At 65.8% G+C, this 21,810-nt stretch carries 22 protein-coding genes and 1 pseudogene; 13 read left to right on the forward strand and 10 right to left on the reverse strand.

The features are described 5' to 3' along the window. Nucleotides 1-47: 47 nt before the first annotated feature. Genes rfbB through rfbD form a run of 4 tightly spaced genes read left to right on the forward strand, consistent with a single transcriptional unit; the run spans nt 48 to nt 3,459 of the window. The gene (rfbB, locus tag ACQG3P_RS05785) at nt 48-1,103 is read left to right on the forward strand and encodes a dTDP-glucose 4,6-dehydratase (RefSeq protein WP_426804466.1); all 1,056 of its coding nucleotides are present in this window, start codon (nt 48-50) and stop codon (nt 1,101-1,103) included. Between the two features lie 15 nt (nt 1,104-1,118). Continuing rightward, complete coding sequence (rfbA, locus tag ACQG3P_RS05790; protein WP_426804467.1) at nt 1,119-2,006, forward strand: glucose-1-phosphate thymidylyltransferase RfbA; 888 nt, start codon at nt 1,119-1,121, stop codon at nt 2,004-2,006. Continuing rightward, entirely contained in the window at nt 2,003-2,560 is a 558-nt protein-coding gene (rfbC, locus tag ACQG3P_RS05795) for a dTDP-4-dehydrorhamnose 3,5-epimerase (protein WP_426804468.1), read from the forward strand. The genes rfbA and rfbC overlap by 4 nt, the downstream gene beginning before the upstream one ends. Then, the gene (gene rfbD, locus ACQG3P_RS05800) at nt 2,557-3,459 is read left to right on the forward strand and encodes a dTDP-4-dehydrorhamnose reductase (RefSeq protein WP_426804469.1); all 903 of its coding nucleotides are present in this window, start codon (nt 2,557-2,559) and stop codon (nt 3,457-3,459) included. Before rfbC ends, rfbD begins: the two co-directional genes overlap by 4 nt. A gap of 83 nt (nt 3,460-3,542) precedes the next feature. Here the strand turns inward: rfbD and ACQG3P_RS05805 are convergent, their stop codons facing one another. After that, the gene (locus ACQG3P_RS05805; RefSeq protein ID WP_426804470.1) at nt 3,543-4,946 is read right to left on the reverse strand and encodes a mannose-1-phosphate guanylyltransferase/mannose-6-phosphate isomerase; all 1,404 of its coding nucleotides are present in this window, start codon (nt 4,944-4,946) and stop codon (nt 3,543-3,545) included. Nucleotides 4,947-4,957: 11 nt separating this feature from the next. Further along, nucleotides 4,958-6,307 carry a phosphomannomutase gene (locus ACQG3P_RS05810; RefSeq protein ID WP_426804471.1) on the reverse strand — a complete coding sequence of 450 codons (1,350 nt, stop codon included), beginning with the start codon at nt 6,305-6,307 and terminating at the stop codon, nt 4,958-4,960. A gap of 124 nt (nt 6,308-6,431) precedes the next feature. Here ACQG3P_RS05810 and ACQG3P_RS05815 point away from each other — a divergent pair, with 124 nt between their 5' ends. Further along, entirely contained in the window at nt 6,432-7,166 is a 735-nt protein-coding gene (locus ACQG3P_RS05815) for a CoA transferase subunit A (RefSeq protein WP_184124638.1), read from the forward strand. 1 nt (nt 7,167) lies between these two features. Next, on the forward strand, nt 7,168-7,794 hold the full coding sequence (locus ACQG3P_RS05820; RefSeq protein ID WP_426804472.1) for a CoA transferase subunit B: 627 nt from the start codon (nt 7,168-7,170) through the stop codon (nt 7,792-7,794). A gap of 38 nt (nt 7,795-7,832) precedes the next feature. On the opposite strand, the gene ACQG3P_RS05825 is transcribed toward ACQG3P_RS05820, so the two are convergent. Together ACQG3P_RS05825 and ACQG3P_RS05830 are read right to left on the reverse strand one after the other, a co-directional pair. After that, nucleotides 7,833-9,818, reverse strand: a complete 1,986-nt coding sequence (locus ACQG3P_RS05825) for a glycoside hydrolase family 99-like domain-containing protein (protein ID WP_426804473.1) — start codon at nt 9,816-9,818, stop codon at nt 7,833-7,835. 131 nt (nt 9,819-9,949) lie between these two features. Continuing rightward, entirely contained in the window at nt 9,950-10,258 is a 309-nt protein-coding gene (locus ACQG3P_RS05830) for a SymE family type I addiction module toxin (protein ID WP_426804474.1), read from the reverse strand. Between the two features lie 664 nt (nt 10,259-10,922). Here ACQG3P_RS05830 and ACQG3P_RS05835 point away from each other — a divergent pair. From ACQG3P_RS05835 to ACQG3P_RS05855, 5 genes are read left to right on the forward strand one after another with little or no spacing between them, the layout of a single operon-like run. Then, on the forward strand, nt 10,923-11,336 hold the full coding sequence (locus tag ACQG3P_RS05835) for a hypothetical protein (protein WP_426804475.1): 414 nt from the start codon (nt 10,923-10,925) through the stop codon (nt 11,334-11,336). Beyond that, the gene (locus ACQG3P_RS05840; protein ID WP_426804476.1) at nt 11,314-12,528 is read left to right on the forward strand and encodes a hypothetical protein; all 1,215 of its coding nucleotides are present in this window, start codon (nt 11,314-11,316) and stop codon (nt 12,526-12,528) included. The genes ACQG3P_RS05835 and ACQG3P_RS05840 overlap by 23 nt, the downstream gene beginning before the upstream one ends. Then, entirely contained in the window at nt 12,521-13,483 is a 963-nt protein-coding gene (locus ACQG3P_RS05845) for a glycosyltransferase (protein ID WP_426804477.1), read from the forward strand. Before ACQG3P_RS05840 ends, ACQG3P_RS05845 begins: the two co-directional genes overlap by 8 nt. Next, nucleotides 13,467-13,859: a GtrA family protein gene (locus ACQG3P_RS05850; RefSeq protein WP_217538826.1), complete on the forward strand. Its 393-nt coding sequence runs from the start codon at nt 13,467-13,469 to the stop codon at nt 13,857-13,859. Before ACQG3P_RS05845 ends, ACQG3P_RS05850 begins: the two co-directional genes overlap by 17 nt. Then, nucleotides 13,856-14,452, forward strand: coding sequence for a hypothetical protein (locus ACQG3P_RS05855; protein ID WP_426804478.1), 597 nt, complete (start codon nt 13,856-13,858; stop codon nt 14,450-14,452). The genes ACQG3P_RS05850 and ACQG3P_RS05855 overlap by 4 nt, the downstream gene beginning before the upstream one ends. 237 nt (nt 14,453-14,689) lie before the next feature. Here ACQG3P_RS05855 and ACQG3P_RS05860 read toward each other — a convergent pair whose 3' ends face one another. Beyond that, nucleotides 14,690-15,655, reverse strand: coding sequence for a UDP-glucuronic acid decarboxylase family protein (locus tag ACQG3P_RS05860; protein WP_426804479.1), 966 nt, complete (start codon nt 15,653-15,655; stop codon nt 14,690-14,692). Nucleotides 15,656-15,877: 222 nt separating this feature from the next. Between ACQG3P_RS05860 and ACQG3P_RS05865 the strand changes: the two genes are divergently transcribed. Continuing rightward, nucleotides 15,878-16,468 carry an alpha-ketoglutarate-dependent dioxygenase AlkB family protein gene (locus ACQG3P_RS05865; RefSeq protein WP_426804480.1) on the forward strand — a complete coding sequence of 197 codons (591 nt, stop codon included), beginning with the start codon at nt 15,878-15,880 and terminating at the stop codon, nt 16,466-16,468. Here the strand turns inward: ACQG3P_RS05865 and ACQG3P_RS05870 are convergent. The 4 genes from ACQG3P_RS05870 to ACQG3P_RS05885 are packed head-to-tail and all read right to left on the reverse strand — an operon-like array spanning nt 16,446 to nt 19,992. Beyond that, complete coding sequence (locus ACQG3P_RS05870) at nt 16,446-17,123, reverse strand: ABC-type transport auxiliary lipoprotein family protein (RefSeq protein WP_426804481.1); 678 nt, start codon at nt 17,121-17,123, stop codon at nt 16,446-16,448. The two genes, ACQG3P_RS05865 and ACQG3P_RS05870, sit on opposite strands and share 23 nt — an antisense overlap. Then, on the reverse strand, nt 17,120-18,046 hold the full coding sequence (locus ACQG3P_RS05875; protein ID WP_426804482.1) for an MlaD family protein: 927 nt from the start codon (nt 18,044-18,046) through the stop codon (nt 17,120-17,122). Before ACQG3P_RS05875 ends, ACQG3P_RS05870 begins: the two co-directional genes overlap by 4 nt. Before the next feature lie 3 nt (nt 18,047-18,049). Further along, the gene (locus ACQG3P_RS05880) at nt 18,050-18,880 is read right to left on the reverse strand and encodes an ABC transporter ATP-binding protein (protein ID WP_426804483.1); all 831 of its coding nucleotides are present in this window, start codon (nt 18,878-18,880) and stop codon (nt 18,050-18,052) included. Beyond that, a complete protein-coding gene (locus ACQG3P_RS05885) occupies nt 18,880-19,992 on the reverse strand; it encodes an ABC transporter permease (protein ID WP_068849114.1) in 1,113 nt (370 codons plus the stop codon). Before ACQG3P_RS05885 ends, ACQG3P_RS05880 begins: the two co-directional genes overlap by 1 nt. 81 nt (nt 19,993-20,073) lie before the next feature. Between ACQG3P_RS05885 and ACQG3P_RS05890 the strand changes: the two genes are divergently transcribed. Beyond that, nucleotides 20,074-21,333, forward strand: a complete 1,260-nt coding sequence (locus ACQG3P_RS05890; RefSeq protein ID WP_426804484.1) for a threonine/serine ThrE exporter family protein — start codon at nt 20,074-20,076, stop codon at nt 21,331-21,333. A gap of 100 nt (nt 21,334-21,433) precedes the next feature. On the opposite strand, the pseudogene ACQG3P_RS05895 reads toward ACQG3P_RS05890, so the two are convergent. Further along, nucleotides 21,434-21,805 (reverse strand): annotated as a pseudogene (locus ACQG3P_RS05895) (H-NS family nucleoid-associated regulatory protein); the annotation flags it as partial. Nucleotides 21,806-21,810 lie beyond the last annotated feature (5 nt).

The following is a 21,810-nucleotide window of genomic DNA, read 5'->3' on the forward strand; positions in this document are numbered from 1 at the left end:
GGAGCTGCCAGGCCCCCGCAGGACGAACCTCGAACAGGAGAAAGGTAGTGCCCACATGGCTTGTCACCGGCGGTGCCGGATTCATTGGCGGTAACTTTGTGCTGGAAGCCGTCGCCAAGGGCGTGCGCGTCATCAATCTCGATGCGCTGACCTACGCCGGTAACCTGAAGACGCTGGCCCCGCTGGAGGGCAATCCGGATCACGTGTTCGTGCACGGCGACATCGGCGACCGCGAGCTGGTCACCCGCCTGCTGGCCGAATACCAGCCCGACGCGGTGCTGAACTTCGCCGCCGAAAGCCATGTGGACCGCTCGATCGACGGCCCCGGCGCCTTCATCCAGACCAACGTCGTGGGCACCCTGGGCCTGCTGGAGGCCGTGCGTGACTATTGGAAGGCGCTTCCGGCCGACAAGGGCGCGGCGTTCCGCTTCCTGCATGTCTCCACCGACGAGGTCTACGGCACCCTCGGCGAGACCGGCAAGTTCAGCGAAACCACTCCGTATGCCCCCAATTCGCCTTATTCGGCGTCCAAGGCGGCATCGGACCATCTGGTGCGGGCGTTCCACCACACCTACGGGCTGCCGGTGCTGACCACCAACTGCTCCAACAACTATGGCCCGTACCACTTCCCGGAAAAGCTCATTCCGCTGGTGATTGCCAAGGCGCTGGCCGGCGAACCGCTGCCGGTCTACGGCGATGGCAAGCAGGTCCGTGACTGGCTGTTCGTGTCCGACCACTGCGAAGCGATCCGTACCGTGCTGGCCAAGGGCCAGGTCGGCGAGACCTACAACGTGGGCGGCAACTCCGAGAAGGAAAACATCGAAGTAGTGCACGCGATCTGCGCGCTGCTCGATGCACGCCGCCCCCGCGAGGACGGCCAGCCGCGCGGCAGTCAGATCACCTACGTGGCCGACCGCCCGGGGCACGACCGCCGTTATGCGATCGATGCATCCAAGCTCAAAGACCACCTGGGCTGGGAACCGAAGTACACCTTTGACCAGGGCATCGCCTTCACCGTCGACTGGTACCTGGACAACCAGGAATGGGTCAACGGCGTGCTTGACGGCAGCTACCGTCTGCAGCGAATCGGCACCGCCGCCTGAATCAGGAAACCACACATGACCCAGCGTAAAGGCATCATCCTCGCCGGCGGTTCGGGCACGCGCCTGTACCCGATCACCAAGGGTGTCAGCAAGCAGCTGCTGCCGGTGTACGACAAGCCGATGATCTATTACCCGCTCAGCGTGCTGATGCTGGCTGGCATCCGCGATGTGCTGATTATCAACACCCCCCATGAGCAGGCGTTGTTCCAGACACTGCTGGGCGATGGCTCGCAGTGGGGCATGAACATTGAGTACGCCGTGCAGCCCAGCCCCGATGGGCTGGCCCAGGCCTATCTCATCGGCAAGGACTTCGTGGGCGGCAAGCCGAGCTGCCTGGTGCTGGGCGACAACATCTTCCACGGCCATGGCCTGCGCGAAGTGCTGCGCAACGCAGATGAGCGCGACACCGGCGCAACCGTATTCGGCTACTGGGTGAACGACCCGGAACGCTACGGTGTGGCTGAGTTCGACAAGGCCGGCAAGGTCATCGATCTGGTCGAAAAGCCTGCCAAGCCGCGGTCGAACTACGCTGTCACCGGTCTGTACTTCTACGACGGGAACGCCAGCGATTACGCCGCCGAGTTGACGCCGTCGCCGCGCGGCGAGTTGGAGATCACGGATCTCAATCAGCGCTACCTGCGTGAAGGCAACCTGCACCTGGAAGCATTGGGGCGCGGTTATGCGTGGCTGGATACTGGCACGCACCAGTCTCTTCTCGAGGCGTCCAACTTCATCGAAACCATTCAGACCCGTCAGGGCCTGCAGGTGTGCTGCCCAGAGGAAATCGCGTTCGGCCGAGGCTGGATCAATGCAGAGCAACTTGAGGCATTGGCTGCACCGCTGATCAAGAATGGTTACGGCCAGTACCTGCACACCTTGGCGCAGCGCGGAATCGTTCCTTGAAGCTGATTCCCACCGCACTGCCTGGGTGCCTGGTGATCGAACCGACGGTGTTCGGCGATTCCCGTGGTTTCTTCTATGAAACCTGGAACGCCGAACGCTTTGGCGAACACGGATTGCCGACCCAGTTCGTGCAGAGCAACGTGTCGAGTTCTGCCAAGGGTGTGTTGCGTGGGCTGCATTACCAGTGGCCGCGTCCCCAGGGCAAGCTGGTCAGCGTGCTGGAAGGAGAGGTGTATGACGTGGCTGTGGATGTCCGCCGCGGCTCACCGACCTTTGGGCGCTGGGCTTCGGTGGTGCTCAGTGCCGAGAACAGAAAGCAGTTCTGGATACCGGAAGGCTTCGCGCATGGCTTCGCGGTTCTGTCCGAGCGCGCCCTGTTCAACTATCTGTGCACTGATGTGTATGTGAAAGAGGCGGACGCCGGCATCCGTTGGAACGATGCCGACATCGCGGTGGACTGGCCAATCAGCGCGCCAACGCTGTCGGCCAAGGATGAGACGGCTCCGTTCCTCGGGGAGATTGCCGAAGACCGTCTGCCGGTTTACGCGCCTTGAGTCGAGCCACCACCCTGCTTGTTTTCGGCGGCAATGGTCAGCTCGGTCGGGAGCTGGTCCGGGCGCTTGCTCCACTGGGGAACGTAGTGGCGACCACGCGCAGTGGTCGCCTTGTCGATGGTACGGCCTGCGAGACCGCCGACTTCGAGCAACCCGACACGTTGGCCAATGTGCTGGACCTTGTTCGTCCGGACTTCGTCGTGAATGCGGCAGCGTATACGGCTGTAGACCGCGCAGAAGACGAAACCGCAGTCGCATGGCGCGTCAACGCTGAAGCGCCTGGCGCGATCGCGCGTTGGTGTGCAGCGGCCGGCGTGCCTCTGGTCCACTACTCGACGGATTACGTGTTCGACGGTCAAGGCTCGCACCCGTATCGAGAAGACGATGCCACTGCACCGCTGGGCGTGTATGGCCAAAGCAAGCTGGCCGGTGAGGACGCAGTGCGAGCGGGCGGCGGCCGCCATATGATCTTCCGCACTGCGTGGGTGTACGCCTCGCACAGCGCCAACTTCCTGCGCACCATGCTGCGCGTTGGTGCCGAGCGCGATGTGCTTCGCGTGGTGGCCGATCAGGTGGGAACGCCCACGCCGGCCGCGCTGATTGCCGACGTGACCGCGCAGGTGCTGCAGCACCCGGGTGCGCTGTCGGGGACCTGGCACCTCACGGCCGAGGGCGAAACCAGTTGGCATGGCTTTGCTGAAGCCATTCTTGCCGAGGCAGTTGCTGCGGGAAAACTGAAGCGTGCGCCGATGGTGGAGGCCATTACCACCGACGAGTATCCGACCCCGGCCAAGCGGCCGGCCTATTCGCATCTGGACGTATCCAGAATCCAGTCGGATTTCGATCTTGTGCTGCCCAGCTGGCAGGATGGGTTGAAGCGTGTGATTGCTGAGATTTGAGCAGGCACAGCCACTTACGGCGTGGCTCCACCCCCAAGGAAAAACCCGGCGTTGCCGGGTTTTTATATGCATGCACCAGCGGCTCAGCTGCGGCCGTACGTATCCTCGAACCGCACGATGTCGTCCTCGCCCAGATAGCTGCCGGACTGCACCTCGATCAGCTCCAGCGGCAGCTTGCCCGGGTTGCGCAGCCGATGGGTTACGCCCAGCGGAATGTAGGTGCTCTGGTTTTCGCCCAGCAGGATCACCTCATCACCACGGGTAACCTCGGCGGTGCCGCTTACCACTACCCAGTGTTCGGCGCGGTGGTGGTGCATCTGCAGGCTCAGCGTACCGCCGGGCTTGACCGTGATCCGCTTGACCTGGAAACGCTCGCCGTTATCAATCGAATCGTAGGCGCCCCACGGGCGGTATACCTTGCGGTGCCAGGTGGCTTCGGGCCGTGCGTCGGCCTTGAGTCGCGCCACCACCTGCTTGATCTCCTGCATGCGGTCGCTGCGCCCGACCATCACCGCATCGTCGGTCTCCACCACGATCACGTCATCCAGCCCCACCAGCGCGATGAGGCGCTCGCCGTAGGCGTAGGTGTTGCGGCAGTCGATGGCGATGACATCACCGTGGTGGGCGTTGCCATCGGCATCCTGCGCAGATACGTCACGCAGCGCCGTCCACGAGCCCACATCGTTCCAGCCGGCATCCAGCGGCACCACGACGGCGTCGGCGGTCTTCTCCATCACCGCGTAGTCGATGGAGTCGGCCGGCACCACGGCGAAGGCCTCCTTGTCCAGTCGGGTGAAGTCCGCATCGCGTCGAGCCAGCTGCCAGGCATTGCGGCTGGCTGCCAGCATCTCCGGCTGGAACAGTTCCAGTTCGGCCAGGTAGCGCGACGCCTTGAACAGGAACATGCCGCTGTTCCAGAAGTATTCGCCGGATTGGACATACTGCTGGGCCGTCTCCGCGTCCGGCTTCTCGACGAAGCGGTCGACCGCGCGCACTTCACCGCCCGAGGAGGCCTTGATGTAGCCGTAGCCGGTCTCCGGACCGGTGGGCACGATGCCGAACGTAACCAGCTTGCCCTCCTTCGCGGCAGGCAGGGCGCTCAGCACCGCCGCGCGGAAAGCCGCTTCATCGGCGATCACATGGTCCGACGGAAGCACCAGCAGGACCGGGTCGCCGTCCTCCAGCGTGGCTTCCAGTGCCGCCACGGCGATGGCCGGCGCGGTGTTGCGGCCGACCGGCTCCAGCAGGATGGCCTGCGGTACCACGCCCAGCTGCTGCAGCTGTTCGGCGGCAACAAACCGGTGCTCCTCGTTGGCCACCACCAGCGGTGCCCGCCCGGCAATCGGCTCCACCCGCTGCCAGGTGGCCTGCAGCATGGTCTGCTCACCGGCCAGGGCCAGGAACTGCTTCGGGTAGGCCTCGCGCGACAGCGGCCATAGCCGCGTGCCGGAACCGCCAGACAGGATGACCGGAAGGATGTCGTTCATCAGGCGGTGCCTCAGGATGCCTTGAGCAGCTGGGAGATCTCATCGGTGCGCTGCTGCAGCAGTGCCGCATCGCCTCGTGATTCTACGTTCAGGCGCAGCAGCGGCTCGGTATTGGAGCTGCGCAGGTTGAAGCGCCACTGGCCGAAATCCGCGCTGATACCGTCGGTGTGATCCAGCGTAGGGGCGTAGGAAGCAAAGTGTTCCATCACCCGCGCCACCGCCAGCTTGGCATCGCTGACCTTGAAGTTGATCTCGCCGCTGCACGGGAATTTCTGCATGCGCTCTTCGACCAGGTCGGCCAGCGAGAGCCCGGTTTCAGACACCAGCGCGGCGATCAGCAGCCACGGAATCATGCCGGAGTCGGCGTAGGCGAACTCGCGGAAATAATGGTGCGCGCTCATCTCGCCGCCGTAAACGGCGTCTTCGGCCCGCATCTTTTCCTTGATGAAGGCATGGCCGCTCTTGCACAGCACGGCCTGGCCGCCGGCGTCTTCCACCATCTCCACGGTGTTCCACAGCAGGCGCGGGTCGTGGACCACCTTGCCGCCGGGCTGACGGGCGAGGATGGCCTTGGCCAGCAGGCCGACCAGGTAATAGCCTTCGATGAAGCGGCCGGTGTGGTCGAAGAAGAAGCAGCGGTCGAAATCGCCATCCCAGGCGATGCCGAAGTCCGCACCGTGTTCGAGCACGGCCTGCGCGGTCATCTCCCGGTTCTCGATCAGCAGCGGATTGGGAATGCCGTTCGGGAAGCTGCCATCCGGCTCGTGGGCGATGCGCACGAACTCGAAGGGGAGGTGCGGTGCCAGCAGGTCCACGATGGTGCCGGCGCCGCCATTGCCAGCGTTGACCACCAGCTTCAGCGGCTTGAGCGCGGCGCGGTCAACGTAGCTGAGCAGGTGCTCGATGTAGGCGCTCTTGCCCGTATGCGACTGGATACCCGCCTTGGGCTCCACGGCAGTGGTGGTGTCCGCCTCGACCGCGTCGGAGATTGCGAACAGTCCGGTGTCGGAACTGATCGGCCGGGCCTGCTGCTTGACCAGCTTCATGCCGTTGTAGTCCATCGGGTTGTGGCTGGCGGTGACCATGACCCCGCCGGCGGCATTCAGGTGGTCGACCTGGAAGTACACCTCCTCGGTGCCGCACAGGCCGATGTCCAGCACCTCGCGCCCGGCGCCGCGCAGGCCGGCGGCCAGGGCGTCCTGCAGGGCGGGGCTGGTAAGGCGCACATCGTGGCCCACCACCACCGTGCCTGGCTCCAGCTGGGCCGCCAGCGCCACGCCGATCTTCCGCGCCATATCTTCGTTCAGCTCGTCCGGCACGCGGCCGCGGATGTCATACGCCTTGAATGCGGGGAGGGTCATCGGGGGTCCTTTCTGTAGTCAGTAGGCGAGTTTAGCCGCTGCGATGTATGGGAAGCGTTTTCAGCCGGGGACGCTACCGGCAATGGCTACAATGGGCCCTTACATCAACGAGGTGAGGGCGTAGATGAGCAAGTCCCCAGACAACGGCGGCCGGCGCGGCAAGCGCTACGCCAGCGCCGCCGAGGCGCTGCAGGGCGCGGTGGCCGATGGCCAGACCCTGGCCGTCGGCGGCTTCGGCCTGTGCGGCATTCCCGAAGCGCTGATCGCCGCACTGCGCGACACCGGGGTGAAGGGCCTGACGGTAATCTCCAACAACGCCGGCGTGGACGGGTTCGGCCTGGGCCAGCTGCTGGAAACGCGCCAGATCAAGAAGATGATTTCGTCCTACGTGGGCGAGAACAAGGAATTCGAACGCCAGTACCTGGCCGGTGAGCTGGAGCTGGAGTTCAACCCGCAAGGCACCCTGGCCGAGCGCCTGCGGGCCGGCGGTGCGGGCATTCCCGCCTTCTTCACCGCCACCGGCTTCGGCACCGTCGTGGCCGACGGCAAGGAAACCCGCGAGTTCGACGGTAAGCACTACGTGATGGAAACCGCGCTGCGCGCCGACGTGGCGCTGGTCAAGGCGTGGAAGGCCGACGAGGCCGGCAACCTGGTGTTCCGCAAGACCGCGCGCAACTTCAACCCTGCCTGCGCAATGGCCGGCAGGCTGTGCGTGGTGGAAGTGGAAGAAGTGGTGCCGGTGGGCAGCATCGACCCGGACCAGGTGCACCTGCCCGGCATCTACGTGCACCGCATCGTGCACAACCCCACTCCCGAGAAGCGGATCGAACAGCGCACCGTGCGTGCGGAGGGCAACTGAGATGGCATGGACCCGCGATGAAATGGCGCAGCGCGCCGCCCGCGAGCTCACCGACGGTGCGTACGTGAACCTGGGCATCGGCCTGCCGACCCTGGTCGCCAACCACATTCCAGACGGCGTGGACGTGTGGCTGCAGTCCGAAAACGGCCTGCTCGGCATCGGCCCGTTCCCGACCGAAGCCGAGGTGGATGCGGACCTGATCAACGCCGGCAAGCAGACGGTCACCGCGCGTGCGGGTGCCAGCTATTTCGGCAGCCACGACAGCTTCGCGATGATCCGCGGCGGCCACGTGAACCTGGCAATCCTTGGCGCGATGCAGGTCACCGACAAGGGCGACCTGGCCAACTGGATGGTGCCCGGCAAGATGGTCAAGGGCATGGGTGGCGCCATGGACCTGGTGGCCGGTGTGCAGCGCGTGGTGGTGCTGATGGAGCACACCGCCAAGAACGGCGAGCACAAGATCCTGCCCGAGTGCACCCTGCCGCTGACCGGCGTGGGCGTGGTGGACCGGATCATCACCGACCTGGCCGTGTTCGACGTTACCGACGCTGGCTTGAAGCTGGTCGAAGCCGCGCCGGGCGTGAGCAGCGAGGAGCTGAAGGAAAAGACCGGCGTCAGCTTCGGCTGAGGCGCCGCAACCTGCCGGCTTGCGCCGGCAGGTTGCCGTCACCCGGTCAAGCCGGGTTCCTCCTTCACGCGTGCGCCGGCATGGCGCACAACGGACGGGAGCAGGGCGATGATTGCCTTGGCCTGTGTGCCGGCACCATCATCGAAAAGCGAGCGCGGCAGGTGCGCATCCAGGAGTGGTCTCAGTGCCGAAAGCCGCACCCAGAACGGACCGGTGGCTTCCCCGTTCTCATGCTCTTCGGTGGCAGGCCCCAGCCCCAGCCTGGCGCGCAGTGCACCCAGGTCGCGGTCGCTCACAGAGGCCGGCACCGCTCCCCGTGGTCCAATGGTGATCATGCCGAGGTCCGGCTCGTTTACGAACGCCCGGAAGGCAACGCTGGCGCAATCGGCTACCGCCAGATCGGCGTTCAACTGATGCGGGGCGTGGGGGGCGCCTGCAGACACATTGAGCAGTACCTGTTCGCCTTCCACATACAGCCGCTCGGCGACCTGCAGGAAGGACAGCACATCGCTGCCCTGATCGCCAACGATCTCGATTTCGGCTACCAGCGAGGTCTGCTGCACCGCCTGTTCAATGGTGGGGCGCAAGCCCTCGGTAGTGGTGATGATGATCCGCCATTCCAGGCCCGTGCCGCCAATGGCGTTCAGTCGCTGCGTCAGCGCACCGACCTCGCGCGCGTGGATCAGAACACAGGGGCGGCTGGTAGCGGGTCTCATCGTTGGAGTACGCAGTGCCTGCCGGGTGGCATCCAGGTACGCATGGCCCAGCCGAATGTCCGGCTCCAGCACCGCGCCTTCGGCCCACTCGTTCCACGCGTTGATGAATACCAGGCGCTGGTCCTTGGGCACCGGTGCAAGGCGTTGGTGGATCGTGGTCGACAGCCAGTCGCGGTAGCCGCGCGGTGATGCATGCAGGTACACGCGGCCGCGCCCGGAACGGCGCGCCTCGTTGTCCCAGCCGGGATTGACCCCGGGGTACAGCGGGTAGTCGGGCAGCGGGCGCGCGGCGATTTCGCTGGCCAGCTCGCGCCAGTCGCGCACGTCACCGTGGAAATCCGGGTTGATCAGGTACTGGTCAGCGGTCAGCGAGCGCGGGTTGCTCATGTTCGGCGGGAATTCAACGGCCGCATCGAAATCGATATCGCGTGGGTCCGGGCGCTCGAAGCCCTGCACGTAGGCCAGGTGGATCTCGCCGATGTCATGGTCCCGGCACCACTGGCGCCAGCGCTGTGCGGTGGCACGTGCGTCGGGCAGCAGGTGCGGGCGGTACACCAGCAGCATCGGTTTGCCATCCACCTTCAACGCACGGCGGTCGCGCAGGTAATCGGCCACGTGCGCAATGAAGGCGATATCGTCCTCTGCACTGTGTTGCTGGCCAATGAGAATGTCATCGCCGCGTCCGTCCCAGCGCCGGGCCCAGTTCTCGTTGGCCCAGCAAAGGCAGAACGGCATTTCGATGCTGTCGTCGGCCAGCCACTGGCGCAGCGGCGTCTCCAGCAGCGTTGTGCCGCTGAACCAGTAGTAGTAGAAGCAGAACGCGCCGATGCCATATTCCTGCGCCAGGCTGGCTTGCTCGCGCATGATCTGCGGGTTGCGCAGGTCGTAGAAGCCCAGATCGGCCGGCAAACGCGGCTGCACGTGGCCCTCGAACTGGGGCAGGGCGCGGGTGACATTGCGCCATTCGGTGAAGCCCTTGCCCCACCACGCATCGTTCTGTTCGATGGGGTGGAACTGCGGCAGATAGAACGCCACCAGGGTCGCAGGCAGAGTTGCAGGCAAGGCCTCGGCCCGGTACGGCACGTGGCCGATGGCGGGTTCATCAGCGCGGACCAGCGGGCGGCGGGCGCCGTCGCCGCCCGCCACATCAAGCCGCCCGCGCGCCGGCGGCGGCACCCAGTCCGAATGCCGGTCCAGGAAGCGGCCGCGCAGGCGGTCGCGCTGCCCTTCTGACAGGGGCAGCGCCCGGAAGCCGGTACGCAGCACCAGATAGACCGCAGCGCGCAGCCTGGCCTTCAGGGCGGTCATGAACGGCAGACTCTGGTCAGGGTGAACGCGGCAACGGGCATGCGGGCTCCAGCACAACGGCAATGGCCGTCATTCTGGGCGTTCGCCGGTGCAGCGGCAATGCAGGGCGGCGCCAAACGTCGCTGAGGCCGTCACCGACCGGAATGCGCCCGCTGGTGACTGCGCCTGACCGGCCGAAGTTGTACCAACACCGCCGGCTCCGCCGCACGCAGCAGGATGGCGCCGTCATACATCTCCACCGTCAAACGGGTTCCAGGTGCGATGCCGGCCTCGGACATCCACATGCCGCGCAGTTTGATGCAGGGGATGATCGGGTCGCCGGGCTGCGGACTTTCGTCGTTGTAGATCAGCGAACCCACCAGAATCCGCTTGGGCTTATGCCAGCCGAGGTGGGGGCGAGGGGTGGAGCGGATGGACGCATCGTTGTCATTGGAATGCATGGTGGCTCTCCGGAGTGTCTCCCTCGCCGGAATGGCGAGGGAGTCGGGAGGCTGAAAACCGTGTAACGAACGGTGCGACGTATTCCCCATGCGGGTGTTGTATTAGTCACCCTCCCGACGCGGAGGACCAGCTGTTCGTTACGGAGTTTTCAGACTCCGGTAGTCACCATGCAGACGTGGAGACGGTAGCGGAAGTTGATTGTCTCTGTTGATTTGCGCCGGTTCGATGACGGCATCAATAGTGATGACGCGATCCGGTCATGCGGCGTTGGAATGCCTTGCGTAGCAACGTTTCTGCAATATGGGACGTGGTTAACATTGCCGCGGATATCCGAGTTTCGCGGTGTTCCCCGGTGCAATATTTGATGGCGTTTATGGCATTGGTTGCGCCATTTGGCGCGCGGCCGGCGCGGTGCCGCTCAGGGGTCTAGCGTTACCAGGCGTTGACCGGATACGGGCGGTTGTTTGGAAACCAACCCGACCGCTGAGCGCGGCAAAGGCGCTGGTAGGGTCGCATCCCTATCGACCGCCGTTGAATTGTCCGCGTCCGGCAATGGCATGAATACCGGCGGGGAAGGCCGTTCCCGGATGCGCGTCCATGTAACGATCACCCGCGTAGGCCGAATGCTAGACTTTCCGGCTTGGCTGAACCTGGAATGCTGCCGTGATCAAACCCGGGAAGGGTAACCCCTCCGTGCTGCAACGCTGGCTGGTCGGTCTGCTGATCGGCTCGGCGCTGCTGGTGGGCCTGCGCGGCATCGCGAAGGATGTCGATTTCAACGGATCGCTGCTGCGCCAGGCCTTCGTGGCCGACGCCGGCTGGAGCGAATCGGTACCGCCCGAGGTGGTGGAAGCCCGCGAGCTGCTCCGCCATGAGCAGAGCGGCGGGCCGATTGCCCTGGCGCCGGGCCTCTGGGAAGACCCGCTGGTCCGCGAACGCCTGTGGGACGGGCTGTACCCGCGCCGCATCCACTGGGCTGACAAGGGCCTGATGCTCTGGCGGACTCCCGGCCCCCAGCAGCCCAACTGCACCGAAATCGCAAGGAGTGAGCGCATTGTTCTCGTTGACTGCCACTGACGGGGGCGCCCGCGCCGCGCTGGGCATGCTGGCCGGCGTGCTGCTCTGCTATGCCTTCGCCGCCTTTGGCTGGGTCGGGCTGCCGGCGCAGCTGGCCTTCATCGCGGTGCTCGTCTGTGCGCTGTGGTCACTGCTGGCCCTGCGCGACGGCCGCGCCGCCTGGATGCTGGGTATCGTCGCGGTGCTGCTGGTGCTGGCGCTGGGCAGCCCCACCGACGAGTGGGACCCGCGCTCGATCTGGATGCTGCATGCCAAGCGGATCTATCTGGAGAATTCGCTGTACGCACAGCTGGACGGCTATGCCATCTTCAGCCACAACGATTACCCCTCGCTGATGCCGCTGTGGTCGGCCACGGCCGCCAGGGTGGTGGGGCACTGGAACGAGATCTTCCCCAAGGCGGCCGCGACGCTGCTGCTGCTGCCGCCGCTGTTGTTGATCGCGCGCAGCCTGCGCACGTGGTGGGCCGCCGGCCTGTTGGCGGTGGCGGTGCTGGAGGTGGGGGGGCGCTACCTGGTCGACGGCTACATGGATGCGTTCCTGGCGGTCTACGCGGTTGCGGCGCTTGCCGTAGCGATCCAGCCGCGCAGGGACGCGGCCGAGGGGGCCTGGTTCAACCTCGCCGCCTATGCGGCGCTGTCGGCGGTGCTGACCCTCATCAAGAACGAAGGCGCGGTGCTGGCCATCCTGGTCGGCGTGGTCGCGGTGGGTACGGTCGTGCTGCGCGACCGCCGCATGCCGTGGGGCCTGCTGGCCGCGTTCGCCGTGTCGATGCTGCCGCTGCTGGCGTGGAAGCTGGCCGTGGCCGGCGCCGACCTCGGCAACGACCTGGCCCAAAGCGACCTGAAGGGGCAGCTGCTGGCGCGCCTGCCCGAGCTGGCACCCAGCGTTCTGATCCTGAAGGCCCTGCTGCGTAGTGCCGTGTGGGTGCCGCTGGTGCTGCTGCTGGTACTGTGGGCGCGCACCTGGCGCGTGTCTGCGGCCCGGGCCGGGCTGGCCGTTGCCGCGGCCTATTTTGCCGTGCTGTTCGCGGTGTACCTGAGCACTCCGCACGATCTGGCATGGCACCTGGCCACCAGTGCCAAGCGCGTGGCGCTGCCGGTACAGTTGCTGTTGATGTACGCGGTGCTGGTGCTGCTGGACCAGTGGAGACAGACGGGCCCGCGCCGGAATGCAGGAGAACCCAATGCTTGAGCCCAACTCGTCGTTCGTGGTGGTGACGCCGGTCTACGAAGACCACGTAGCCTCCACCCGGTTGTTCACCGAACTGGCGCGCCTGTACGGCGACCGCGTTTTCGTGGTGGCGGTGGACGACGGCTCGATCCGCGAACCGGTGCAGCCCTTCCAGCTGTCCAGCTCCGGGGTCAGCGGGGTGGTGCTGAGGCTGCGCCGCAATGTCGGCCACCAGAAGGCGATCGCGATCGGGCTGGGCTATGTCGAAGAGAACCTGCCGGACGCCCAGCGGGTGGTCGTGATGGATTCCGACGGCGAAGACCTGCCCGAGACCATCTCCACCCTGCTCGAGGCGTTGCGCGACGAAAATGTGGACGTAGCCGTGGCGCGGCGCAGGAGCCGGGTGGAAACCCTGCGTTTCCGCGCGTTCTACGTGGTCTACAAATTCATCTTCCAGCTGCTGACCGGGCGCACCATCAGCTTCGGCAACTTCATGGCGATCAAGGTCGGTGCGCTGCACCGGCTCAACGCGATGCACGAGGTCTGGACCCATGTGGCCGCGGGGCTGATCGCCAGCAAGCTGCGCCTGGCGGTGTGCCCGATCGACCGTGGGCCGCGCTACGCCGGGCAGAGCAAGATGAACTTCGTGGGCCTGACCCTGCATGGGTTCCGCGCGCTGATGGTGTTCGCCGAAGACGTGCTGGTCCGCGTGGGCCTGATGTGCGTGCTGGTGTCTTCGGCGTCGATCGTGCTGGCCGTGGTAGCCACCCTGCTCAAGCTGGCCGGTTACGCCACGCCGGGCTGGTTCTCGATGGCGCTGGGCGTGCTGTTCCTGGTGTTCCTGCAGACCGGTACGCTCACGCTGATGACGCTGATGCTCAGTGGCATCGTGCGCGGCACCATCCAGAAACCGGGCGCGTACCGCGAATACCTGGCCGGTGTCACCGAAGTAACCGCCGATGTCGCGCCACGCTGAGTTTCGCCAGCTGCTGCGTTACGTCATCAACGGGTTGGTGGCGACCGGCGTGCACTTCGCGGTGCTGAGCCTGCTGGTGGAGGTGGTGCACGTGCCTTCCAAAGGCGTGGCCAACCTGCTGGCGGCGGCGGTGGCCATCGTGTCGTCCTTTCTGGGCAACCGCTACTTCGTGTTCGCCGCCACCCAGGCCCGCGCCAGCGGCCAGCTGTGGCGGTTCGTGCTGCTGTATGCCGCCATTGCATTGCTCAACGGCGGGCTGATGGCGCTGTGGTCGGACCTGCTGAAGTTCGATTACCGCGTGGGCTTCGTGCTGATCAGCATCCTCCAGTTCATCCTTTCGTTCCTGGGCAACCGCCTTCTGGTATTCAAGCCATGAAAACCCTGCGCAACGCACTGCTGCTGACCATCGTCTACGTGGTGCTGCTGCTGGGCATCCATTTCCTGCACGTGCGCTTCTTCAGCGTGGACGTGGTGTTCTATGCGGCCATTGGGGATGCGCTGCTGGCGGCGGTGCTGACCGGCCTCTTGCTGCTGCTGCCCGCGCTGCGGCGTTTCACCGTGACCGAGAAAGTACTGCTGGTCGCGGTGTGGCTGCTGGGCGGCTATTCCTTCGCGATCTCCGTGCCGACCGTGATCGACCGCTCGCTGTCCTTCTACATCCTGGAAAAGCTGGACCAGCGCGGCGGCGGCATCCGCCAGGATGCCTTCCAGGACGTGTTCACCAAGGAATACATGGTGGAACACCGGCTGGTGGACGTGCGGCTGACTGAACAGGAAAGCTCGGGCACGATCCACATCGGGAACGGCTGCGTGTTGCTGACCGACAAGGGCCGGCGCGTGGCCGGCATGAGCCGCTTCTACCGCCAGCACTTCCTGCCAAAGCAGCGGCTGCTGCTGGGTAAATACTCCGACGACCTGACCGACCCGTTCCGCCACAGCCGCCAGGACGTCACCTACCAGTGTCGGTAACGCCTACGGCTGAAGAATCAACGCTGTTGTAGAGCGGACGGGGGGCAGAGCTGACCGGTATCGCGGACGGGTATCGAAAACGGTATCGAACACGGGTGTCGAGGACGGGTAGAGCGGACTGTTAGTCCGCTGCTCTCCGCGCAGAAGGCAGCCGTCTAACAGACGGCTCTACCAGGCTAAAGGCAGCCGTCTAACAGACGGCTCTACCGCGCCAACGCAGCCATCCAAAAGTCGGCGTTACCGGGATTCGCTCAGCAGGGTCTCAAAATAGGCAATCGTCCGGCGCAACCCTTCTTCCAGCTTCACCTGCGGCTCCCACCCACCAAGCCGGCTCTTGGCCAGCGTGATATCCGGCTGGCGCTGCATCGGGTCGTCCTGCGGCAGCGGCTTGAACACCAGCTTTGACCCGGAATTGGTCAGCGCGATAACCGCCTCCGCCAGCTCGCGGATGGTCATCTCTGCCGGATTGCCCAGGTTGCACGGCCCGGTGAAATCCTTGTCCGTGGCCATCAAGCGCATGAAACCCTCTATCAGGTCATCCACGTAGCAGAACGAGCGCGTCTGCTGCCCCTCGCCGTAAATGGTGATGTTTTCGCCGCGCAACGCCTGCACGATGAAGTTGGACACCACGCGCCCATCATTGGGGTGCATGCGCGGGCCATAGGTGTTGAAGATGCGCGCCACCTTGATGTCCAGGCCATGCTGGCGGTGGTAATCGAAGAACAGCGTCTCGGCGCAGCGCTTGCCCTCGTCGTAGCACGAGCGCGGGCCGATCGGGTTGACGTTGCCCCAGTATTCCTCGCGCTGCGGGTGCACGCTGGGATCGCCGTATACCTCGCTGGTGGAGGCCTGGAAGATCCGGCAGTCCAGCCGCTTGGCCAGCCCCAGCAGGTTGATCGCGCCATGCACCGAGGTCTTGGTGGTCTGCACCGGGTCGTGGCTGTAATGCACCGGCGACGCGGGGCAGGCCAGGTTCCAGATCTCGTCCACCTCGATGTACAACGGGAAGGTCACATCGTGGCGCAGGAACTCGAAGTGCGGGTTGCCCAACAGGTGCGCGATGTTGCGCTTGGTGCCGGTGAACAGGTTGTCCGCGCACACCACCTCATGGCCCTGCTCCAGCAGGCGTTCGATCAGGTGCGAGCCGAGGAATCCGGCGCCACCGGTGACCAGGACGCGCTTGCTGCTGTCGTGACTTCTCATGCAGGAACCTTGTGACAATGCGGCGGGTGGTGGCGCGACGGGAAAAACGCGCCTCAGGCCGCAGATTGTAGAGGACTCCACGTGGAGGTGACGCGTACCCGCCCAGCGCAGATACCCGGTGACGCGTACCGGCCGGGCGCACACACCGGGTAGCGCCGACCGTTGGCCGGCCCAGGCGGTCCTGCAGCCCGTTGTCACGCAGTTGCATGCTAGCGTTCCCGCATGGACCTCCATCTTCCCGATGCTTCGGTGCACTGGCACCGCCACTGGTTGGCCGCCGCCGAGGCGGACGCCCTGCAGCGCCAGCTGCGCGGCGAGGTGCCGTGGGACGTGCACAGGATCAAAATGTTCGGCAGGCAGGTGGATTCACCACGGCTGAGCTGCTGGATGGGTGACCCGGCGGCCCGTTACCGCTATTCGGGCACCGACTTCGTGCCGCACGCCTGGCATCCCGCCTTGGTCCCGCTCCGCGACGCCTTGGGCCAGTTCTGCGGCCAGCCGTTCAACAGCGTGCTGCTCAACTGCTACCGCGACAACGACGACGGCATGGGCTGGCACAGTGACAACGAACCCGAACTGGGACCCACGCCGGTGATCGCCTCGCTCAGCCTCGGCGCCGCCCGCCGGTTCCTGCTGCGCCGACGCGATGACCATGCGCGAAAGGCGGAGGTCACCCTGGGTCATGGCGACCTGCTGGTGATGGGCGGGCGCACGCAGACCTTCTACCAGCACGCCCTGCCAAAAAGCGCCCGGCCCTTGGCCGAACGCATCAACCTCACGTTCCGTTGGATCAACGCAACCGCGTCGGGATGACTGCGGCCGTGTGGCTGTCGGCCTGGCCGGTGGTGAGGGTCCACCCGACCAGTTCGGTGGTGACCGCCTGGAGGCCCTTCTCGAGCGCCCGGGCGACATCGCCGGTGGCCGTGCTGCCTACCGGCTGCTCCTGGCGGAACGTGCGGTCGGCGACCACGCGCTGGTCGATCACGTGGATCAACTTGGCGTTGATCTCGATGAAAGCGGTCGGGGTCGGCTGGCCGCGGTAATCGGATTCGAAACGGCGTACATCCAGCGCCAGCTTGTAGTCGGCGCGGATGCCGGTGGTGGCACGCGCCACGCCGGTGATGCGGCCGGAATCCTCGAACGCGCGCACCAGCGCGTCGTCGACCATGTCGGTGGCCGGCTGCGCCCAGCTCACGCCCTTGTAGACCTCCAGCTCGCCCGGGTTCGGCCGCACGTTGATGCGCGGGCTGTCGACCACGCGCGCGGCGGTCGGCTTGACCAGCACCAGCGCCCAGTCGACCTTCGGCCAGGACGGATCGGGCTGGATCTTCACCACGGGTGAGTAGATGGTGACCTGGCTGCGTTCGCCGCCGCCCAGCAACGACGAGCAGGCGCCCAGCGCGATCATCAGTGCCGCCGGCAACAGCAGGCGGGGCAGGGAGGCGGGCAGGAGAGGGAAGCGGCTCATTTGGGTTCGAACTCCTTCGGCGCGTCGCGGCCCAGCAGGTAGCGGGCCGGGTTGTTGTCCAGTTTGTCGCTGACCCGGCGCAGGTCGCGGATCAGCCCGCGCAGCTCGGTCAACGTCGGCCCGAGCTGGGCCAGGCCATCGTTGGCGAAGCTGTTGATGGCCGCGCGGTTCTCGCCCAGGATCGAATCGGCACTGCCGGCCGCCGAATCGAGCTTGGTCAGGGTGGTCTCCAGTTTGTCCAGGATCGGCGGCAGCTGCTGCACCAGGTTCTTGTCCAGGCGCTCGATGGTGCCGTTGGTGGTCTTGAGCGTCACATCCAGGCTGCGCGCGGCATCGCGCGCGCTGAGCAGCAGCGCCTGGGTACCCTGGTCGCGGTCGGCCAGGCCGCCGCTGATGGTTTCCAGGTTGGCCAGGGTGGCGTTGATGCTGGCCACGTTGCGGTCGCTCAGCACCTGGTCCATGCGCTCGACGATGCGGTTGGCCACGTCGGTGATGTTCTGCAGCGCCGATGGCGTGGTCGGGATGATCGGCGCCGGGTCCTTGTTCACCGCGGTCAGCGCCTGCGCCTGCGGCGTGCCGCCGCTGAGCTGGATGATCGAAGGCCCGGTCAGGCTGGTGATGGCCAGCTTGGCGCGGGTGTCGGTCTTGACCGGCGTGTTGGAGTTGAGACGGATCCGAGCGACCACTTGGCGCGGGTCATCCGGCACCAGGTTCAGTTCGGTGATCGAGCCGACCGCGATGCCGTTGTACTGCACCGGGCTGCCCACCGACAGGCCGGTGACGGCTTCGCGGAACACCACCCGGTACTCGGTCCAGGTGCGGTCGGAGGAGTACTTGGCCGCCCAGAGGCCGAAGGCCAGCAATGCCAGCCCCACGATCAGGGTGAACGCGCCGATCAGTACGTAATTGGCTTTGGTTTCCATGGCTTACTCGCTCTTCTGCTTGGCGGCGCGTGCAGCACGCGCACGCGGTCCGTGGAAATATTCCTGGATCCACGGATGCTCCAGTTGTTCGATCTCATGCAACGGTGCGTTGGCGATCACCTTGTGGTCGGCCAGCACCGCCACCCGGTCGCAGATCGCATACAGGGTGTCCAGGTCGTGCGTGATCAGCAGCACGGTCAGGCCCAGTGCTTCCTGCAGGGTCTTGATCAGGCGGTCGAAGGCGGCCGCGCCGATCGGATCCAGCCCGGCGGTGGGCTCGTCCAGGAACAGCAGCGGCGGGTCCAGCGCCAGCGCGCGGGCCAGGCCGGCGCGCTTGCGCATGCCACCGGAGAGCTGCGAGGGCAGCTTGTTGATCGCGTCGGCCGGCAGGCCGGCCAGCTTCACCTTCAGCAGCGCCAGTTCGTAGTGCCAGCGCTCGGGCAGTTCGCCGTGGTGTTCCTTCAGCGGCACCTGCACGTTCTCGCCCACGGTCATGGACGAGAACAGCGCGCCATCCTGGAACAGCACGCCGGTGTTGCGTTCGATGTGCAGGCGGTCGGCGCGGTTGTCCGAGCGCGCATCCACGCCCAGCACCTCGATCTCGCCGGCATCGGGATGGCGCAGGCCCAGGATGCTGCGCATCAGCACCGACTTGCCGGTACCCGAGCCGCCCACCACGCCCAGGATCTCGCCGCGGCGCACGTCCAGGTCCAGCCCGTCATGCACGGTCTGGCTGCCGAAGCGGTTGGTCAGCCCACGCACGCGGATCGCCAGGCCGTCTTCATCGGCCAGGTCCACGCGGGTGTCTTCTTCAGGGGCGGCTGTGGTCGTCATCACCAATCCATGTGCATGAACCACAACGCGGCGAACGCGTCGATGATGATCACCAGCGAGATGGTCTGCACCACGCTGGAGGTGGTGCGCTCACCCACCGACTGCGCGGTGCCTTCCACTTTGAGCCCTTCCAGGCAGCCGATCAGGCCGATCACGGCGGCGAACACCGGCGCTTTGGACAGGCCCACCAGCATGTGCCGCACTTCGATGGTGTCGTGCAGGCGCGCCAGGTACATCTGCGGCGGAATATCCAGGTCGAACGCGCCCACGGTGACGCCACCGGCCAGGCCGGCGATCATCGCCACGAAGGTCAGCAGCGGCAGGGTGATCAGCAGCGCGATCAGGCGCGGCAGCACCAGCAGGTCGACCGGGTCCAGGCCCAGGGTCTGGATGGCGTCGATTTCCTCGCGCGCCTTCATCGAGCCGATCTGCGCGGTGAACGCGCTGGCGGTGCGGCCGGCCAGCACGATCGCGGTGAGCAGCACCGCGAATTCGCGCAGGAAGGCGATGCTGACCAGCTCCACCACGTAGATCTCGGCGCCGAAGTCACGCAGGATGGTCGAGCCCAGGAACGCGATCACCGCACCCACCAGGTAAGACAGCAGCGCCACCAGCGGCACCGCATCCAGCCCCACCTGCTCCATGTGGTGCACGGTGGCGGTCAGTCGGAAACGGCGCGGCTCGCGCAGCAGGCGGCCGCCCTTGACCAGGTTCTCGCCCAGGAAGCTGGCCAGCGCCACGATGTTGTGGCCGGTGGCATGCACGCTGCGGCCCAGCCGCTCCAGCGCGGCCAGCACGCCGAAGTCGCGCTTGGCCTTGGGGCGGTCGTCGGCCACTTCTTCGATGGTGCACACCAGCGCGCGGTGGTCCTCGCGGAAGGTCAGTGCATCCTCGGCCAGGTCGGCGCGATGGGCCACCCGCAGTACCTGCAGCACGCCAGCCGAATCCAGCTGGGTGATGCCGCTCGCATCGATGCCGGTGACTTTTTCCGGTGCCGCGCGCAGCACTTCGGCCGCGTCCAGCGCGGTGCGCAAGGTCCACTGCCCGGACAACCGGATGAGACCGGGGTCCTGTGGATCCTGTTCAAGTTTGGGGGTCTGGTCTGGCGTCATGGGGCGTCCTCCACGCAGCATAACCTGTCTGCGTGGATGCCAAGTGTGTGCGCGCCCCGACATCGGGTAATACTACGCCGCATGTCTTCCGACGCACCCGCCATTGCCACCCCTCCGGCCACCTACGCACAGCGGGTGGCCTTCGTATCCGAGATCGCCGGACGGCTGCACAGCTACGGCACCACGGCCCAGCGGCTGGAGGCGGCGGTGGTTGCGCTGTCGCAGCGGCTGGACCTGGACTGCGAGCCGTGGTCGAACCCGACCGGGCTGATCCTGAGCTTCAGCGACCCGACCAAGGCCATCGGTTCATCGGACATCACGCGCGTCATCCGGCTGGCACCGGGCGAAAACGACCTGCACAAGCTCAGCATCGCCGACCAGATCACCGAAGCGGTGGCCAACGGCACCATGAGCATCGCCCAGGGCCATACCGCACTGCGGCAGCTGGACAAGGACCCGGGCCGGCGCGGCAAGATCCGCATGATCCTGTCCTACAGCCTGGGCGCGGCCGGGGTGGCCGGGCTGTGGAAACTGCCGTGGCTGGATATCGCCACCGCCGGGGTGATCGGGTTGCTGATCGGGCTGATGACGCTGGTCACCGACCGCCGCCCGGCCAGCCGCGAAGCCAGCGAGGCATTGGCGGCACTGCTGGCCGGTACGGTGGCGGCACTGGTGGCCTCGTTCGTGGGCGCGCTCAACCTCAATACCGTCATCATCGCGTCGCTGGTGGTGATGTTGCCCGGCATGTCGCTCACCAACGCGGTCAACGAACTGGCCAGCCAGCACTGGGTATCGGGCACCGCGCGGTTTGCCGGTGCCATCACCACCATCCTCAAGCTCACCGTCGGTGCGGTGATCGCGGTGACGCTGTCGGGCATCATCGGGCTGGACCCGGTGGTGCGCGCATCGCGCCCCCAAGCCGACTGGGTGGAATGGAGCGCGCTGCTGATCGCGGCGTTCGCGTTCGCGATGCTGTTCAAGGCCCACCGCCGCGATTACCCGTGGGTGATCGCGGCCTCGGTGGCCGGCTATGCGATCTCCAAGTTTGCCGGCCAAGCGTGGGGCCTGCCGGCCGGCATCTTCATGTCGGCGATGGTGATGACCGCCGCAGGCAACCTGTTCGGCCGCCTGGTGCAGCGACCGGGCGCAATCATCCGCCTGCCCGGCATCATCATGCTGGTGCCCGGCAGCACCAGCCTGCGCGGCGTGCTCACGTTGGTGCAGCAGCAGGACATGAGTGCCGGCCAGACCGTACTGATGACCGTGCTCAACGTGGTAATGGCACTCGTGGCGGGATTATTGTTCGGCAACCTGCTGGTGCCGGCGCGAAAGAATCTGTGAGTTTCTGAGAGTTTCCGAAGGCCTGCGCACGTAACCCCAAAAAAAAACGCCAGCCATCCCGGCCGGCGTTTCAATGCGCGCGCCATCGGCGCATCGCTTACTTCTTGATCAGGAAATCTTCCAGCTTCTTGCCCTTGGTGGTGTGCGCGGCCAGCCAGCGCGGCTGCTTGCCACGTCCGGTCCAGGTTTCCTTCGGGTTGGCCGGGTTGCGGTACTTCGGGGCAACCTTGCCCAGCTTGCGCACGGCCTTGGCCGGTGCTGCGCCGGCGGCCTTGCTGGCGCGGCCGCGGGTGGGAGCGGTAACGCCCGCCACTTCTTCCAGGGTGTATCCGTTTGCCTTGGCCAACTTGGTCAGCTGTGCGCGGACCTTGGTGATGGCCGGGCGCTTGGCGACGATCGTCTGCTGCTTCTTGGCGTTCTTGATCAGGGCGCCCAGCTCTTTGGCGGACAAACCACTCAGGTCAATACTCATCAACT

This window comes from Stenotrophomonas sp. SrG (assembly GCF_050031795.1).
GTDB lineage: Bacteria > Pseudomonadota > Gammaproteobacteria > Xanthomonadales > Xanthomonadaceae > Stenotrophomonas > Stenotrophomonas rhizophila_A.